The sequence below is a fragment of the Mumia sp. ZJ1417 genome, from assembly GCF_014127285.1.
In the GTDB taxonomy this organism is placed as follows: Bacteria; Actinomycetota; Actinomycetes; order Propionibacteriales; family Nocardioidaceae; genus Mumia.
On the sequence record NZ_CP059901.1, the window covers coordinates 2,665,786 to 2,681,479 of the forward strand.

A 15,694-nucleotide genomic window follows, 5' to 3' on the forward strand; every position below is an offset into this window, starting at 1 on the left:
GCCTGCGCCCCGCTCAGCCCCGTACGAGAGGGGTGACCGCGTCGCGGATCGCCTCCGGACCGGGGTGACCGTGCGGTCCTCGCGGGTGACGTAGACGTGGACGAAACGGCCGATCGCGGCCGGCTCGGGCGACTCCCCCTGGAACAGCCCGATCTCGTACACGATCGAGGAGCTGCCCAGCCTCGTGACCGCCAGCCCGACCTCGACGTCCTCGGGGAAGCCGAGCTCGCGCTTGAACTGGCAGCCGGTCTCGACGACGAGCCCGATCGCGTCGAGGCGGCGGATGTCGGTGCCGGTGGCGTCGATGAGGTAACCGTTCACCGCGGTGTCGAAGTAGGAGTAGTAGGTCACGTTGTTCACGTGGCCGTACACGTCCTCGTCGGACCACCGCGTCGTGAGGCGGCGCAGCACCGGGAAATCGTCACGCGTGGGGAGGACAGTCACGCGCCGGACGATACCGGGCGAGGCTACGACAAGCGCACACCCCGCCGCCAGGTTTCGACAAGCTCAACCAACGAACTCCCCCGCCGGTCGAGCCTGTCGAGACCACGACAAGCTCAACCCACGAACACCCCGCTGGTCGAGCCTGTCGAGACCTACGCCGGCTCGGCCTCGCGCATCCGCTGGCTGATCACCGCGGACACCCCGTCGCCGCGCATCGAGACCCCGTACAGCGCGTCAGCGACCTCCATCGTGCGCTTCTGGTGCGTGATCACGATGAGCTGGCTGTTCTCGCGCAGCTCCTCGTAGATCTCCAGCAGGCGCCCGAGGTTGGTGTCGTCGAGCGCCGCCTCGACCTCGTCGAGGATGTAGAACGGGCTCGGCCGCGCCTTGAACAACGCCACCAAGAACGCCACGGCGACCAGCGACCGCTCTCCACCGGACAGCAGCGACAACCGCTTGACCTTCTTGCCCGGCGGCCGGGCCTCGACCTCGATGCCAGTGGTGAGCATCGACGACGGGTCGGTGAGGATCAAACGGCCCTCGCCTCCGGGGAACAGCCGCGAGAAGACGCCCTCGAACTCCCTGCTCACGTCCTCCCAGGCACTCGTGAACACCTGCTCGACGCGCCGGTCGACCTCGGTGACGATCTCGAGGAGGTCCTTGCGGGTCTTGCGCAGGTCCTCCAGCTGCTCGGACAGGAACTTGTGCCGCTCCTCCAGCGCCGAGAACTCCTCAAGCGCGAGCGGGTTGACCTTGCCGAGCAGCGCGAGCGACTTCTCGGCGGCACGCAGCCGCTTCTCCTGCTCGGCACGGACGTACGGGACGGGCTCGGGGTCGGGATCGTCCTCGGCAGCGTCGACGGGACGTGGCACGGGGACGAGGGCCTCGGGACCGTACTCCGTGACGAGCGAGTCCGGCTCGATCCCGATCTCCTCGAGCGCTCGCGTCTCGAGCGCCTCGATCCGCAGGCGCTGCTCGGCGCGGGCGACCTCGTCGCGGTGCACCGAGTCGGTGAGACGCGCGAGCTCGACGGACAGGTCACGCAGGCGGCGCCGTACGTCGGCGAGCTTCTGCTCACGCTCCGCGCGCGCCGCCGTGATCGCGTCGCGCGCCGTCTTGGCGGCGGCCAGCGACACCGCGAGGTGCTCCAGGACGACCTGCGTCGCCTCGCCCACCGCACGCGCGGCGACACCTTCGCGGCGCATCCGCTCACGACGGACGCGGTCACGCTCGCGCGCGGCACGCTCCTCGGCGGCACGACGACGCAGACCTGCGGCACGGCCGGAGATCGCGCGGGCACGCTCCTCGCTCGTGCGTAGGGCCAGGCGAGCCTCGGTCTCGGCCGCGCGGCGCTGCTTGGCCGTCTCCGCGAGCTGTTCGCGCGGCTCCGTGTCCGGCTCGTCCTCCGGCGCGTTCTCGGCTTCGGTCAGCCGCTGCTCGAGCGCCTCCAGCCCGGAGGACGCGTCGTCGCGGGCCTTCTGAGCGTTCGTGATCGCGGCCGCGAGGCGGGTGGCCTCGTCGCGGGCCGCCTTCACGGTCGAGCCGAGCTGGGCGAGCTTCTCGGTGAGGGCGTTGGCCTTGGCCTCGGACTCGCGCCGCTTGGCCATGGCCACGTCGAGGCGCTGCTTAGCCTCGTCGCGCTGGCCCTTCAGACGGACGACCTCGGCGTCCAGCTCCGTACGGCGCCCAGCGACGTCACGGAGGCCTTCGGCCGCCTGGTCGACCGCGGCTTGCACCTCGATCAGGCTCGGGATGTCCTGTGAACCGCCGGCCACGTAGTGGCTGCCGACCACGTCACCCTCGCGAGTCACCGCGGTGACGGTCGGCTCTCGGTCGACGACGTCGCGGGCCGTCGCCAGGTCGTCGACGACCACGACCCGGTCGAGGAGGCGGCCGAGCGAGGCGAGCACGCCGTGCGGCGCCTCCACCACGTCGAGCGCGTACGTGGCCGCGTCGGGCAGCGCCGGCCAGCCGGCGCGGTCGGTCGCAGGCGCGGATCCGACGACCAGCCCGGCGCGACCGTCCTCCGTCGCCTTGAGCGACTCCACCGCGGACAGCGCGGTGACCAAGGAGTCGACGGCCACTGCGTCGGCGGCCGGTCCGAGCGCCGCGGCGACCGCAGCCTCGTACCCGGCCTGGACGGTGACGACGGCGGCGACCGAGCCGAGCACGCCACCGAGGCGCTCGGACGCACCGAGCACCGCCCCCGCGCCGTCCTTGCGCGACAGGCCCATCTCGAGAGCCTCTTTTCGGGCCTCGAGCCCGGCGCGCTCCCGGTCGGCGACGTGAACCGCGTCGGTGGTCTTGGCGAGGCGGTCGGAGGCGTCGGCGAGCGCGGCCTCAGCGCCGTCAATCTCGGCGGTGAGCCCGGTCTCTCCGGAGTCGAGCCCGGCGACCTGGGTCTCGGCGACGGTGAACTCGTGCTGAGCGCGCTCGGCACGCTTCTCGGCGAGGTCGCGGCTCTCCTCCAGCCGGCCGATCTCCTCCTCGGCGGCGAGCACCCGCGTACGGAGGGTGTTGACCTGCCCCGTGAGGCGCGCCAGCCCCTCGCGGCGGTCGGACGCGGCGCGGACGAGGTCGGCGATGCGCCGCTCCTCAGCCTGGTACGCCGCCTCGGCCGCCTTGCGTACGGTGATGGCGTCCTCGAGCCCCTTCTCGGCGGCGCCGACCTCCTCGGAGATGGCCTTCTCCTGGGCCTCGAAGCGGCCGGCCTCCTCCTCGAGCTCCTCCGGGTCACGCCCGCGCCGTTCGTCGGCCGGCATCGCCGCGGCGTTGCGCACCCGCTCGGCGGCCAGGCTCGCCGTGCCCTGGAGGCGATCGCGCAGGTTGTTGAGCCCGTACCACGTGTCCTGCGCCGCCTGCATCCGCGGCGCATCCTCGCGCAGCGCGTCCTCGAGCGCCGCCTCCTCGGTCCGCATCTGGGCGACGGAGCCCTCGACGGCGGTCCTCTTGAGCCGCAGCGCCTCCTCGTCGGCGAGCTCGGACTGCAGCTGATCACGCGCTCGAAGGACGTCGTCGGCAAGCAGACGGGCACGCGCGTCACGGACGTCGGCCTGGACGACGGCGGCCCTGCGGGCGACCTCCGCCTGGCGGCCGAGCGGCTTGAGCTGGCGTCGGATCTCGGCGAGGAGGTCCTGGAGGCGCGTGAGGTTGCCCTCGGTCGCGTCGAGCTTGCGGAGCGCCTTCTCTTTGCGCTTACGGTGCTTGAGGACGCCGGCGGCCTCCTCGACGAAGCCGCGGCGCTCCTCCGGCGACGCGCGCAGGACGGAGTCGAGCTGGCCCTGGCCGACGATGACGTGCATCTCGCGGCCGATGCCCGAGTCGCTCAGGAGCTCTTGGACGTCGAGGAGGCGGCACGGGTTGCCGTTGATCGCGTAGTCGGAACCGCCGTTGCGGAACATGGTCCGCGAGATCGTCACCTCGGCGTAGTCGATCGGCAGAGCGCCGTCGCCGTTGTCGATGGTGAGGACCACCTCGGCACGCCCGAGCGGGGCTCGGGCGGAGGTGCCGGCGAAGATGACGTCCTCCATCTTGCCGCCGCGCAGGGACTTGGCTCCCTGCTCGCCCATCACCCATGCAAGGGCGTCGACGACGTTGGACTTGCCCGAGCCGTTGGGTCCGACGACACAGGTGATGCCGGGCTCGAGCTGGAGGTGGGTGGCGGACGCGAAGGACTTGAACCCACGCAGCGTCAGGCTCTTGAGATGCAAGCCATGCTCCTTCGCACGACGACGGTCGGACGGCGCTGAAGTGCAGCCGGTCGGCTACGGGCAGCGGGGAAGGATGCCGTCCTCAGAGTAGGTGACCGACGGGGGTGGTCCGTCGCGCCACGCCCGGGCAGCGCGACAGGAGACGCGCACCGGGAACCGCGGATCAGGAGCGGGCGGGCTCGAGAAGATCGGCGGTCGAGAGGTCCACGGGACCGAGGTCGGAGCCGGCGACCAGCTCGTCGTTCTCGTGCTTGAGCCGGATCACCTCGGCCTCGAGATCGGCGATGCGGCGTCGGAGCTGCGCCTCGCGGGCCTGGTGAACGTTCGGCGTCGCCACGTAGCCGAGGAGAGCCTTGGCCATCGGAATCCTTCGCATCGGGAGTGAGCAGGTGGCGCACGCGCCGATCCGCGAGAAGCGAGCCGGGACGGCGGACTACGCCGTCTCCCAGTGTCGCACCTGGTGACGTACCCGGTCAATGTGGCCCCGGCGACGTCACCCCCCAGACCGGCGCCGTGGACACCGAGCGACCGACGGCCGGTGCGGGGCGCGCGAGCCGAGGCGAGGCGAAGATAACGAAATGCCCACGACGCTTGACCGAAGGTTTGTTAGTAGGCTGAACTAACAACGTGATCGAGCGGACCACCCTCCCCGGCGAAGCCCGGACGATGCCTCCCCTGCGGCAGCGTCCAGCCCGCCGCGCGACCGACAAGGTGCTGCCCGCCGACACCCGGCGGCACCACCTCTCGCTGCTCCTGCAGTGCCTCGCAGACGAGGGGTCGCTCAGTCGCGCCGACCTCGCGCGCGCCACGTCCCTGACCCGCGTCACCGTCTCCGACCTGGTCACCGAGCTCCTTGCCGACGGTCTCGTCGCCGAGCTCGGCACCAAGCCCGGTGCTCGTCCCGGCAAGCCTGCAACCCTGCTCGGTCTCGTCTCCGACGCGGTGCTCATCGCCGCGCTCGACCTCTCCGACGACACGATCCTCCGCGGCGCGCTCATGGATCTCGAAGGTCAGATCGTCGCGCGAGACAGCGCCGCGCTCGGTGACGCCCGGGGCGAGGACGCCGTCGACCTCGTCGTCGCGCTGGTCCGCTCCCTCGTCGACGCTTCCCCGCGTCCCGTCCTGGGAGTCGGCATCGGCACCCCCGGCGTCGTCGACCACCGAGGCGTCGTCCGTCAGGCCCCCAACCTCGGCTGGTACGAGCTCCCGCTCGCCGAGATCGTCAGCGACCGCGTCGGCCTGCCGGTGTCGATCGCGAACGACGCGAACATCGCCGCCCTCGCCGAGTGCACCTTCGGCGCCGGCAACGCCGACGGACTCCTGCTCGTCGCCATCGGCCTCGGCGTCGGTGGCGGCATCCTCATGGACGGCGCGATGCTCGGCGGCCCGCTGCTGTCGGCCGGCGAGGTCGGCCACGTGGTCGTCGAGCCCGGCGGCACCCCGTGCGCCTGCGGCAACCGCGGCTGCCTCGAGACGGTGCTCGCGATCCCTCGCCTCCGTGACCGCCTCGCCGACGCGGCGCCCAACGCCGCCGACGCGGAGCTGCGCACGGTCGGCACGACGCTGGGGACCGTCCTCGCTCCCATCGTCACCACCCTCGGCATCACCGATGTCGTGCTCTACGGCCCCGTCGAGCTGCTGGACGGCCCCCTCCTGGAGGCAGTCCGCGCTGCGGTGGTCGAACGGAGCATGCCGGTCGTCGCCGAGAACCTTGACGTGCGGATGGCCTCGCTCGCGCGGGACGTCGTCCTCACGGGTGCAGCGGCTCAGGTCCGCTTCGCCCAGCTAGGGGTGGTCTGACACCGGATCCGTCGCCACGCGATCGCACTCCTGTGTCGTCACCCACCCCTCACCAGATGGCCGGCCGCGGCCCTCTCACCCCCGAAGGAACGAAACAAATGAAGAATCTGACTCGACTGGCGGCGCTGGGTGTGGCTTCCGCACTCGCCCTCACCGCCTGCGGCTCCGACTCCGGCGACGACTCCGCGCCGGGCACCCAGGTCGTCAAGCTCTGGCTCGCCGGCGAGACCGACACGCCCGAGGACCTGACCAAGTGGCTCGAGAAGGAGTACGAGGCCCAGAACGAGGGCACCGACCTCAAGATCGAGCGCATCGACTGGGGCCAGCTGATCCCGCGACTGCAGACCGCACTGAGCGACGAGAACCAGACGCCCGACGTCTTCGAGGTCGGCAACACGCAGGCGGCGACCTTCACATCGGTCGGCGCGTTCACCGACCTCACCGACAAGGTGAGCGACCTCGGCGACACCATCGCGCCGGAGAGCTTCGTCGAGGCCGGCTCGTACGACGGCAAGCAGTTCGCCCTTCCTTACTACTGGGGCTCGCGCTACGTCTTCTACAGCAAGAAGGCCTTCGCCGACGCCGGCATCACGCCGCCGAAGACTCTCGCCGAGTTCAACAAGGCCGCGGTCACGCTCAAGGCCAAGGGCGGCAAGGACTACTCGGGCTTCTGGGTTCCCGGCCAGGACTGGCGCAACGGCATCTCGTGGCTGTTCGCCAACGGTGGCGACATCGCCGCCCAGGAGGGTGACAGCTGGGTCGGCAAGCTCTCCTCCCCCGAGAGCGTCAAGGGCCTCGAGGAGTGGAAGAACCTCTCCGACAACGCCAGCGCCGCCCCGAAGGACGGGCTCGACGCCGAGGCGTGGGTTCCGTACAACAACGGCGAGGCCGCGATGTTCATGGCGCCGGGTTGGGCACGCTGGAGCGTCCCCGAGGAGATGGCCACCGACCTGGGCGGCTTTGCACTGCCGGGCACTGACGGCAACGCCGCGCCGGTGTTCGCGGGCGGCTCCAACATCGGCATCTCGGCCAAGTCCAAGAAGCAGGACGAGGCGTACGCGCTGCTGAAGCTCATCTACAGCGACGAGTACCAGACGATGCTCGCCGAGAACGGTCTCGGCCCGGCGAACCCGGAGTTCACGGCCAAGATGGGTGACGACGAGTTCGCTCAGGCGTCGATCGCGGCTGCCTCGAACTCCAAGCTGACCCCGACTTCCCCGCACTGGACCGAGGTCGAGACGACGCAGGTGATGGAGGAGTTCTTCGGCAAGCTCGCCGGCGGCGAGGACGTCGCGAAGACCGCCAAGGAGTACGACGCGAAGCTCGAGGCCATCCTCAACAAGTAGGCCCTCGGGACTCGTCCCGTACGTACGACCAGGTACGGGGCCCGTCGCGACTCCCCCGCCGCGACGGGCCCCGTACCCCTTCACCACGACAGGCAGACCATGGCTCAGGCGATGACCTACGACGCGCCCCCGACGGAGACTGAGGCGGATCCCCCGCCGCTGCGGAACCGGCGGCGGCGCCCCGCTCCGTACCTCCTGCTCGTCCCTGCGCTGCTCACGCTGGCCCTCGGTCTCGGCTACCCGCTGGTCCGCCAGATCCTCATGTCGTTCCAGGAGTTCGGCCTGGCCCAGCAGTTCGGCACCGCAGAACCGGGCTGGATCGGACTCGACAACTACGTCCACGTCCTCACCGACAAGACGACGTGGCTCGTCATCGCCCGCTCGGTGGCCTTCTGCTTCGCCGCGGCCTCCCTGACGATGGTGATCGGGATGGCGCTCGCGCTGCTGATGCGCCAGGTGTCCACGGCCGCCCGCATCATCTTGCAGGTCTCGCTGCTCGCCGCGTGGGCGAGCCCGCTGATCGCCAGCCTGACGGTGTGGAACTGGCTGTTCGACACCCGCTACGGCGTCGTCAACTGGCTGCTGGTGAAGGTCGGGTTCGCCTCGTTCGACGGCTACTCGTGGCTCGCGAACCCGTGGACCTTCTTCCTCGTCGCCGGCGTGATCGTGGTCTGGATGAGCGTGCCGTTCGTGGCGTTCAGCTTGTACGCGGCGCTGACGCAGGTGCCCGAGGAGACGCTCGAGGCGTCGCAGCTCGACGGCGCCTCGCGGACCCAGCGGTTCCGCTTCATCGTCCTGCCGACGATCCGCCCGGTGCTCTCGATCGTGATGCTGCTGCAAATCGTGTGGGACCTGCGCCTGTTCGCGCAGATCAAGTACCTCCAAGGCGCGGGCGGCACGGTGAGCGAGACGAACCTGCTCGGCACCTACCTCTATCAGCTCGGCGTCGCGCAGAGCGAGTACGGCATGGCCTCTGCCGTGGCGATGCTCATGCTGCTTCTGACACTCGTCCTGACGTTCGGCTACGTCCGTTCGTTGCTGCGTGAGGAGCGCGCGTCATGACCGCACCCGCTACCCCGACACTCCGCCGTCGCCGTCCTCGCAAGGGCCGCAGGCTCTCCAGCGCCGTCGCGATCCTGGTCGCGGCCGTGTGGGCGTTCCCCGTCTACTGGATGGTCAACAGCTCGTTCCAGAGCAGCAGCCGTCTACGGGCTCCCGACCCGGCGTGGCTCCCGTTCAACGACGAGGCGAGCACGGACGCGTACGGGCGCGTGGTCGACGCGTCGTTCTGGCACTCGATGCAGCTCAGCCTCACCGTCACGGTCCTCGCGGTCGTCGCAGGCCTGGCGTTCGCGTTCCTCGCGGCGCTGGCGATCTCGCGCTTCCGCATCCGCGGCAAGGGCGCGTTCATCATCGTCATCCTCGTCGTGCAGATGATCCCTGCGGAGGCGCTGTTCATCTCGCAGTACAAGATGCTGTCCGGCTGGGGCCTGTTCAACACGGTCGCCGGGCTCACGCTGCTCTACCTCGCGATGATCCTGCCGTTCACGGTGTGGATGCTGCGCGGGTTCGTCGCCGGCGTACCGGCCGAGCTCGAGGAGGCGGCGATGGTGGACGGCTGCAGCCGCTTCCGTGCGTTCTTCACGATCACGTTCCCGCTGCTGGCGCCCGGTCTGGTCGCCTCGGGCGTGTACGGATTCCTCCAGTGCTGGAACGAGATCACTCTCGCGACCGTCGTCATGGACCCGTCCAACCGTACGATCCCACTGTGGCTGCAGGGCATGACGACGGTCTCCAACCAGGCAATCGACTGGCCAGCAGTGATGGCCGGTGCCACACTCGTCGCCGTGCCGGTGATCGGGCTGTTCATGTTCGTCCAGAACAAGATGACCAGCGGCATGGTCTCCGGGGCGGTCAAGGGATGAGCCCCGACGCCGCCGTGCGCCGCGCCGCGCATCGGGTGGTTCTCGGCGCCTTCGAGGGCCCCGACGTCCCAGCCTGGCTGCCCGGGCTGGTCGAGGACGGGTTGGGCGGGATCTGCCTGTACGGCAACAACCTGACCGCCGACCCGGCCGACGCGCTCACCCTCGCCCGCGAGGTCAGCGCCCTCTCCCCTGCTCTGACCCTCGCGCTGGACGAGGAGGGCGGCGACGTCACGCGCCTGCACTACGCCACTGGCAGCCCGTACCCGGGCAACGCCGTGCTCGGCCGGTACGACGACCCCGCCACCACCGACGCCGTGGCCGCGGCGATCGGCGCCACGCTGAAGAGCGCCGGCATCTGGCTCAACCTCGCCCCCGACGCGGACATCAACTCCAACCCGCGCAACCCCGTCATCGGCACGCGCAGCTTCGGTGACACCCCGGATCTCGTCGCGCGGCACACCGCCGCGTGGGTCGGCGGGCTCCAGGAGCAGGGCGTCGCGGCGTGCGTCAAACACTTCCCCGGCCACGGCGACACCGAGGCTGACTCGCACCTCGCGCTCCCCCGGGTCGACGCCGACCTGGAGACGCTGCGCGCACGCGAGCTCGTGCCGTTCGTCGCGGCGATCGAGGCTGGTGCCGCCACGATCATGACCTCGCACATCGTGCTGCCGGCCCTCGACGCAGACCGCCCCGCGACTCTGAGCCACGCGATCCTCACGGGGCTGCTGCGCGACGAACTCGGCTTCGACGGCGTGATCGTCACCGACGCGCTCGACATGGCAGGAGCGAGCGCGACGATCGGCATCCCTGCCGCGGCGGTCGCCTCGCTCGCCGCGGGAGCCGATCTGCTGTGCATCGGCCCGTCGCTGAGAGGCCGCGGACCTGACGACGTACGGGACGTCGTCGCCGCGATCGTCGCCGCGGTGGCGTCCGGCGACCTGTCCGCCGCGCGGCTGCACGACGCTGCCGCCCGTGTCGACGCCCTCGCCGCCTCGTACGGGACCGACGTCGTCCCCGCAGATCCCGCCGTCGTCGACCGCGGGCTGACGCTCGGCGGTACGGCGGCTGCTGCCGTCCTCGACGAGATCGGTACCTTTCGTCCCGGCACGCCGCTGGTCGTCCGGCTCGAGACCGGCGCCAACATGGCCGTCGGCGGCGCTGCCTGGGGAGACCTGGGGATCGACGCGACGACGCTCGTGCCGGGTGCGGACGGCGGCCTCGACGTCGCGGAGGTCGCCTCGTACGACGGGCCGGTCATCGTGGTGGCTCGCTCAGCCGCCGCCGACGACCGCGCGTGGACCTGGCTGCGCTCCCTCGTGGAGCAGCGACCCGACACTCTCGTCGTCGAGCTCGGGTGGCCCTCACCCGAGGTCATGACACTCCCCCGCGTCGTCCGCGGGTGGGGTGCATCGGCGACGGTGTCACGGGTCGTGGGTACGGCGATCGCGTCCGCGCTCGCCGAGTCGACCGGAGAGGAACGATGACCGCCGTCAGGATCGGGCTCGACATCGGCGGCACCAAGGTCCACGGGATCGCCGCAGACGTGACGCGCCCCGGAGAGGTCCTCGCCGACGTGCGGATGCCGACCGTCGTCGGCCCTGCGGGTGTCGTCGCGACCTCGCTGGAGGTCGTGAAGCACCTCGTCGAGGCGCTTCCGGCTGGGACGACGCTGGCCGCCGTCGGTGCCGGCATCCCGGGGGCGGTCGACGCTGCCGGCGTCCTCACCAACGCGGTCAACCTCGACATCGATGCAGCATTTGACCTGCGCGGCGCCCTGACGAGCGCGCTGTCGGTGCCGGTCACGGTGAACAACGACGTCAACGCCGCCGCCCGCGGGGTCGCCACGTGGCTCTCCGAGCAGGGGCAGCCTGATGACGTTGCACTCATCTCGGTCGGCACCGGGCTCGCTGCCGGCTTCGTGCTGGACGGGCGCCTGCGCCGCGGAGCGTACGGGGTGGTCGGCGAGGTCGGGCACCTCTCCGTCGTGGAAGACGGGCCCCGGTGCACGTGCGGGCAGCACGGATGCCTCGAGCTGTACGCGTCGGGCCGCGGGCTCGCCCGCCAGTGGCCGTACGGCGGTCCCGGCCCGCAGCCGGCTGCGCTGTTCGACGCCGCCGACGCGGGAGACGAGCGCGCGCTCGCGATCCGTGACTCGTTCGTGCACTGGCTCAGTGAGGCGATCCGCATCGTCACCCTGAGCGTCGACCCCGCGCACGTCGTCCTCGCCGGTGGCGTGATGCGGCTCGGCGCACGGGTCATGGAACCGTTGTTCGCCCAGCTCGACGCCACCGAGGGCGTGTCGCCGTTCGTCGCGAGCCTGCGGCTGCGCGACCGGACGACCGCGCTGCCGCAGGCCTACCCTGCCGCCGCGCTCGGGGCTGCCGAGCTGGCCGCGCCCGAGGGTGCGTCCGAGGGTGCGTCCGACGAGGAAGGACTGTCGTCGTGGAGGTCGTGATCTGCGCGTCCGCCGAGGAGATCGGCCAGCACGTCGCGGACGTGTACGAGGCTGTGCTTCGCGGCCCCGCGCCCGTGCTCGGGCTGGCGACCGGCTCCTCGCCGCTGGCCGCCTACCAGGAGATGATCCGGCGGCACCGCGAGCACGGGCTGTCGTTTGCGCACGCGACGGCGTTCCTGCTCGACGAGTACGTCGGACTGCCTGCGTCGCACCCGGAGTCGTACGCCGCGGTGATCCGGCGGGAGCTGACCGAGCACGTCGACCTCTACCCGGCGCAGGTGCACTCTCCGCACGGCGAGGCATCCGACCTTGCTGCCGAGTGCTCCCGCTACGACGCGGCGATCGCGGCCTCGGGCGGCATCGACGTGCAGCTGCTCGGGATCGGGACCGACGGTCACATCGGGTTCAACGAACCCATGTCGTCGCTGGCGTCACGCACCCGGCCCAAAACGCTGACGGAGCAGACCCGCCAGGACAACGCGCGCTTCTTCGCCTCCGTCGACGAGGTGCCGACCCATGTGCTGACCCAGGGCCTCGGCACCATCCGCGAGGCGCGCCACCTCGTGCTGGTCGCGACCGGCGAGGGCAAGGCCGACGCGATTGCGGCCGCGGTCGAGGGGCCGTTGTCGGCGCGCTGCCCCGCGTCGATCCTCCAGTGGCACCCGCACGCGACCGTGTTCGTGGACGACGCGGCGGCGTCGCGCCTGGACTTCGCGGACTACTACCGGCACACGTTCGCGCGCAAGCCCGCCTGGCAGGGCTTCTGAGGGTCCCGTCCCGTCCGCGATTCGGGCAGTTCTCCACCGAACCCGGTCGCAGGTTCGGTGGAGAACCGCCCGAATCGGGGACGGGACCTCGGCCTCAGCCGAGACGGAGCCCGGTCTCCTTCGAGAAGACGTGCACGCGCTCGGGATCGGCGGTGAGGTTGACGACCTCGCCGATCTGCGGAGGCGTACGCCAGTTGACGCGCGAGACGAGGGTCTGGTCGTTCTCCCCGTGCTTGGTGTGGCCATACGCGAACGCGTCGGAACCCAGCTCCTCGACCACGTCGACCACGGTCGCGATGCCGCGGTCGCCGAGCGTCATGTCCTCCGGGCGGACGCCGAGCGTGACCACCGGGGAGTCTGTCTGCGCGAGCACCTCGCGTGCCACCGGCACCACGGTGTCGCCGACCTTCACGCCTCCCTCGGTCACGGGCACGTCGAAGAGGTTCATCGCCGGCGAGCCGAGGAAGCCCGCCACAAAGACGTTGTTCGGCTTGTCGTACGTGGCGCGCGGCGTGTCGATCTGCTGGAGCACGCCGTCCTTCATCACCGCGACGCGGTCACCCAGCGTCATCGCCTCGACCTGGTCGTGCGTGACGTAGACCGTCGTCGTCCCGAGCCGGCGCTGCAGCTGCGCGATCTGGGCGCGGGTCTGGACGCGGAGCTTGGCGTCCAGGTTCGACAGCGGCTCGTCCATGAGGAAGACCTGCGGCGAGCGGACGATAGCGCGGCCCATCGCGACGCGCTGGCGCTGCCCACCGGACAGGGCCTTCGGCTTGCGCGCGAGGTACTCGGTGAGGCCCAGCATCTCGGCCGCCTCCGCGACACGCTGCTTGATCTCCGCCTTCGGGGTGCCGGCGATCTTGAGCGCGAACCCCATGTTCTCGGCGACCGACATGTGCGGGTAGAGCGCGTAGTTCTGGAAGACCATCGCGATGTCGCGCGACTTCGGTGCGAGGTCCGTGACGTCGCGGTCGCCGATGAGGATGCGGCCGGCGTCGACCTCCTCGAGCCCCGCGAGCATCCGCAGCGAGGTGGACTTGCCGCAGCCCGACGGGCCGACGAGGACGAGGAACTCCCCGTCCGCGACCTCGAGCTCGAGCTCGTCGACGGCCGGGCGATCCTGGCCCGGGAAGATGCGGGTCGCCTTCTGGAAGGTGACAGATGCCATGACTGATACATCCCTTCAGCGGCAGGAACGGGCCGCACGATCCGAGTGAAGTGGAGACGACCCGGGTCCGGGTCTGCGCCTATTGTTGCCGAGGAGGACTTATCCGTCCATGGCGTGTGCGGAATCGTGACCGACCCGCACAAGGCTCGGCCGCCGCACGGGTAGTGTCGGCGCGTGGACTCCCTCTTCGACCCGCCTGCAGGTGCGTGGCAGCCGGTCTCGGTCAAGCTCCGTACGCTCCACCGGCTGATGCTCGTCCTCTGGATCACGATCCCCGCCGTGATCGCGTGCGTCGCCGTCGCCCTGCTCCTCCAGTGGTGGTGGCTCGTGGCGCTCATCGCGGTCGCCGCCGTCGCCGGGATCGTCTGGGGTTGGCTCTGGGCGGCACGCAACCAGGCCGCGTGGGGGTTCGCCGAGAACGCCGAGGACCTGTGGGTACGCCACGGTGTCGCGTGGCGGCGGATCGTCGCCGTCCCGTACGGGCGAGTCCAGTACGTCGACGTGACTGCCGGCCCGATCGAGCGCTCCTACGGCATCGCGAAGGTCTCGCTGCACACGGCGTCGTCCAACACCTCGGCGGTGATCCCCGGGGTGACCGCCGACGACGCCGTCCGTCTGCGCGACCGCCTCACCGAGCTGGGCAAGACCCGTGGCTCCGGAATCTGAGCCGCAGGCCGCCCCGTTCGAGCAGCCGCCGGCGGCACAAGGGCAGCGTACGCACCCGGCGAGCGCGTTCGTCCGGGTCTGGATCTGGGTCGCCGCGGGCCTGTTCGCCTTCGGCCGCGACGTCCTCGAGGGCGGCGGCGACCGCAGCCTGCTCTCGGTCCTGTGGGTCGGCCTGGCGCTCGTCGGCGTGGCGGCGCTGCTCGGGGTCGTGTTCGGCTACCTCTCGTGGCGCTTCACCCGCTACTTCATCGACGGCCGTGAGATCCGCATCGAGAGCGGCATCCTGACGCGCAAGTCACGGCGTGCCCCGTACGAGCGCATCCAGTCGGTCGACATCGCCGAGCCCTTCGCCGCCCGGATCTTCCGCCTGTGCGAGCTGCGCATCGAGCTCGCGGGCGGTGACGACTCGCGGCTCTCCCTGCAGTACCTGCGCCACAGCGACGCCGACCGCCTGCGTCACCTCCTGCTCCAGCGCGCCTACGAGGCGGGCTCGCAGGCCGTCGGTGCTCCCGCGCCGAGCCAGACAGCCGAGGGCGAGCCGGGCCAGCCCGACGGCGGCGTCGCGGTGCAAGGACCGCACGTCGATCTCTCACCTCCGATCCTCGTCGTCCGCCCGGTGCGGCTGGTGGTGGCGACCCTGCTGTCGGCGGAGTTCCTCACGCCCGCGGCGTTCATGCTCGTCCTGCTCGTCGTCGGCCTCGTGTTCCCCGGGTTCGTGATCGTCGGCCTGCTGCCGTTCCTGTTCTGGGCCGGGCAGGTGATCATGTCGCGCGTGATCGCCCAGTGGGATTTCACGCTGCGACGCGCACCCACCGGGCTCCACGTGACGCGCGGCCTGCTGTCGCGGATCTCGCAGACGATCCCGTACGACCGGGTGCAGGCCGTCGTCGTGCACCAGGCCGCGCTGTGGCGCCCGCTGCACCTCGAGCGCGCCGACGTCACCGTGGCCGGTGCGTCACGCGACACCGACGGCGGAGGCAGCAGCGCGACGCTCGTTCCCGTGGCGACGCCGCAGGAGGTCCGGATGGTGCTGGGCGAGCTGTTCGCCGACGTCGATCCCGAGACGGTCCCGCGGGCTCGCGCTCCGAGACGCTCGCGGCTGTTCGCGCCGATCGGGTGGCGCTTCCGGTCCGCAGGGTCCGACGCGCACGCGTTCGTCGCCGACCGCGGATGGGTGACGCACCGTACGGACGTCGTCCCGCACGCCAAGACGCAGTCCGTCGTGATCACCCAGGGTCCGCTCCAGCGGTGGCGCGGCGTGGCCGACCTGACCGTGCACACGCCGGACGGCCCGGTCGAGGCGATGGGGCGCTCCCTGGCCTCGGCGGACGTACGCGGGCTGGCCGAGAAGCAGCTGGCCCTGGCGCGCGAGGCACGCGAGGCTCTCGGGGAGAGCTGACGGCCGCCGCCGGT

The 15,694-nt window shown here is 71.0% G+C and carries 12 protein-coding genes and 1 pseudogene; 9 read left to right on the forward strand and 4 right to left on the reverse strand.

Annotation, left to right across the window (positions count from 1 at the left end; all coding sequences use genetic code 11):
• Nucleotides 1-117: 117 nt before the first annotated feature.
• From H4N58_RS20685 to H4N58_RS12995, 3 genes and pseudogenes are all read right to left on the reverse strand, one after another.
• A pseudogene (locus H4N58_RS20685) lies at nt 118-444 on the reverse strand (acyl-CoA thioesterase); the annotation flags it as partial.
• A 152-nt stretch (nt 445-596) separates the two neighbouring features.
• Nucleotides 597-4,154 (reverse strand): chromosome segregation protein SMC, encoded by a 3,558-nt coding sequence (smc, locus tag H4N58_RS12990; RefSeq protein ID WP_167003695.1) that lies wholly within the window; start codon nt 4,152-4,154, stop codon nt 597-599.
• A 163-nt stretch (nt 4,155-4,317) separates the two neighbouring features.
• Nucleotides 4,318-4,515 carry a hypothetical protein gene (locus H4N58_RS12995; protein ID WP_167003697.1) on the reverse strand — a complete coding sequence of 66 codons (198 nt, stop codon included), beginning with the start codon at nt 4,513-4,515 and terminating at the stop codon, nt 4,318-4,320.
• A gap of 266 nt (nt 4,516-4,781) precedes the next feature.
• Here H4N58_RS12995 and H4N58_RS13000 point away from each other — a divergent pair, with 266 nt between their 5' ends.
• The 7 genes from H4N58_RS13000 (at nt 4,782) to nagB (ending at nt 12,447) form a co-directional block, all read left to right on the forward strand.
• Nucleotides 4,782-5,954 carry an ROK family transcriptional regulator gene (locus H4N58_RS13000; protein ID WP_243842972.1) on the forward strand — a complete coding sequence of 391 codons (1,173 nt, stop codon included), beginning with the start codon at nt 4,782-4,784 and terminating at the stop codon, nt 5,952-5,954.
• 98 nt (nt 5,955-6,052) lie between these two features.
• A complete protein-coding gene (locus tag H4N58_RS13005; RefSeq protein WP_167250363.1) occupies nt 6,053-7,300 on the forward strand; it encodes an extracellular solute-binding protein in 1,248 nt (415 codons plus the stop codon).
• A 111-nt stretch (nt 7,301-7,411) separates the two neighbouring features.
• Nucleotides 7,412-8,362, forward strand: coding sequence for a carbohydrate ABC transporter permease (locus H4N58_RS13010; RefSeq protein ID WP_167004927.1), 951 nt, complete (start codon nt 7,412-7,414; stop codon nt 8,360-8,362).
• Nucleotides 8,359-9,225 carry a carbohydrate ABC transporter permease gene (locus tag H4N58_RS13015; protein ID WP_167003701.1) on the forward strand — a complete coding sequence of 289 codons (867 nt, stop codon included), beginning with the start codon at nt 8,359-8,361 and terminating at the stop codon, nt 9,223-9,225. The genes H4N58_RS13010 and H4N58_RS13015 overlap by 4 nt, the downstream gene beginning before the upstream one ends.
• Nucleotides 9,222-10,709: a glycoside hydrolase family 3 protein gene (locus H4N58_RS13020; protein ID WP_167003703.1), complete on the forward strand. Its 1,488-nt coding sequence runs from the start codon at nt 9,222-9,224 to the stop codon at nt 10,707-10,709. The genes H4N58_RS13015 and H4N58_RS13020 overlap by 4 nt, the downstream gene beginning before the upstream one ends.
• Complete coding sequence (locus tag H4N58_RS13025; RefSeq protein ID WP_167250361.1) at nt 10,706-11,680, forward strand: ROK family protein; 975 nt, start codon at nt 10,706-10,708, stop codon at nt 11,678-11,680. The genes H4N58_RS13020 and H4N58_RS13025 overlap by 4 nt, the downstream gene beginning before the upstream one ends.
• Complete coding sequence (nagB, locus tag H4N58_RS13030) at nt 11,668-12,447, forward strand: glucosamine-6-phosphate deaminase (RefSeq protein ID WP_167250359.1); 780 nt, start codon at nt 11,668-11,670, stop codon at nt 12,445-12,447. Before H4N58_RS13025 ends, nagB begins: the two co-directional genes overlap by 13 nt.
• Nucleotides 12,448-12,541: 94 nt before the next feature.
• On the opposite strand, the gene H4N58_RS13035 is transcribed toward nagB, so the two are convergent.
• Entirely contained in the window at nt 12,542-13,615 is a 1,074-nt protein-coding gene (locus H4N58_RS13035) for an ABC transporter ATP-binding protein (protein WP_167250357.1), read from the reverse strand.
• Between the two features lie 174 nt (nt 13,616-13,789).
• Here H4N58_RS13035 and H4N58_RS13040 point away from each other — a divergent pair, with 174 nt between their 5' ends.
• Both H4N58_RS13040 and H4N58_RS13045 read left to right on the forward strand, forming a co-directional pair.
• The gene (locus H4N58_RS13040; protein WP_167003711.1) at nt 13,790-14,281 is read left to right on the forward strand and encodes a PH domain-containing protein; all 492 of its coding nucleotides are present in this window, start codon (nt 13,790-13,792) and stop codon (nt 14,279-14,281) included.
• Complete coding sequence (locus H4N58_RS13045) at nt 14,265-15,680, forward strand: PH domain-containing protein (protein WP_167250355.1); 1,416 nt, start codon at nt 14,265-14,267, stop codon at nt 15,678-15,680. The genes H4N58_RS13040 and H4N58_RS13045 overlap by 17 nt, the downstream gene beginning before the upstream one ends.
• Nucleotides 15,681-15,694 lie beyond the last annotated feature (14 nt).

What these genes read in the sequence shown, in the direction of transcription:
- H4N58_RS13020 (WP_167003703.1), top strand. Translation starts at nt 9,222, where the DNA reads ATGAGCCCCGACGCCGCCGTGCGCCGCGCCGCGCATCGGGTGGTTCTC.
- H4N58_RS13035 (WP_167250357.1), bottom strand. Translation starts at nt 13,615, where the DNA reads ATGGCATCTGTCACCTTCCAGAAGGCGACCCGCATCTTCCCGGGCCAG.
- H4N58_RS13005 (WP_167250363.1), top strand. Translation starts at nt 6,053, where the DNA reads ATGAAGAATCTGACTCGACTGGCGGCGCTGGGTGTGGCTTCCGCACTC.
- H4N58_RS13025 (WP_167250361.1), top strand. Translation starts at nt 10,706, where the DNA reads ATGACCGCCGTCAGGATCGGGCTCGACATCGGCGGCACCAAGGTCCAC.
- H4N58_RS12995 (WP_167003697.1), bottom strand. Translation starts at nt 4,515, where the DNA reads ATGGCCAAGGCTCTCCTCGGCTACGTGGCGACGCCGAACGTTCACCAG.
- H4N58_RS13015 (WP_167003701.1), top strand. Translation starts at nt 8,359, where the DNA reads ATGACCGCACCCGCTACCCCGACACTCCGCCGTCGCCGTCCTCGCAAG.
- H4N58_RS13010 (WP_167004927.1), top strand. Translation starts at nt 7,412, where the DNA reads ATGACCTACGACGCGCCCCCGACGGAGACTGAGGCGGATCCCCCGCCG.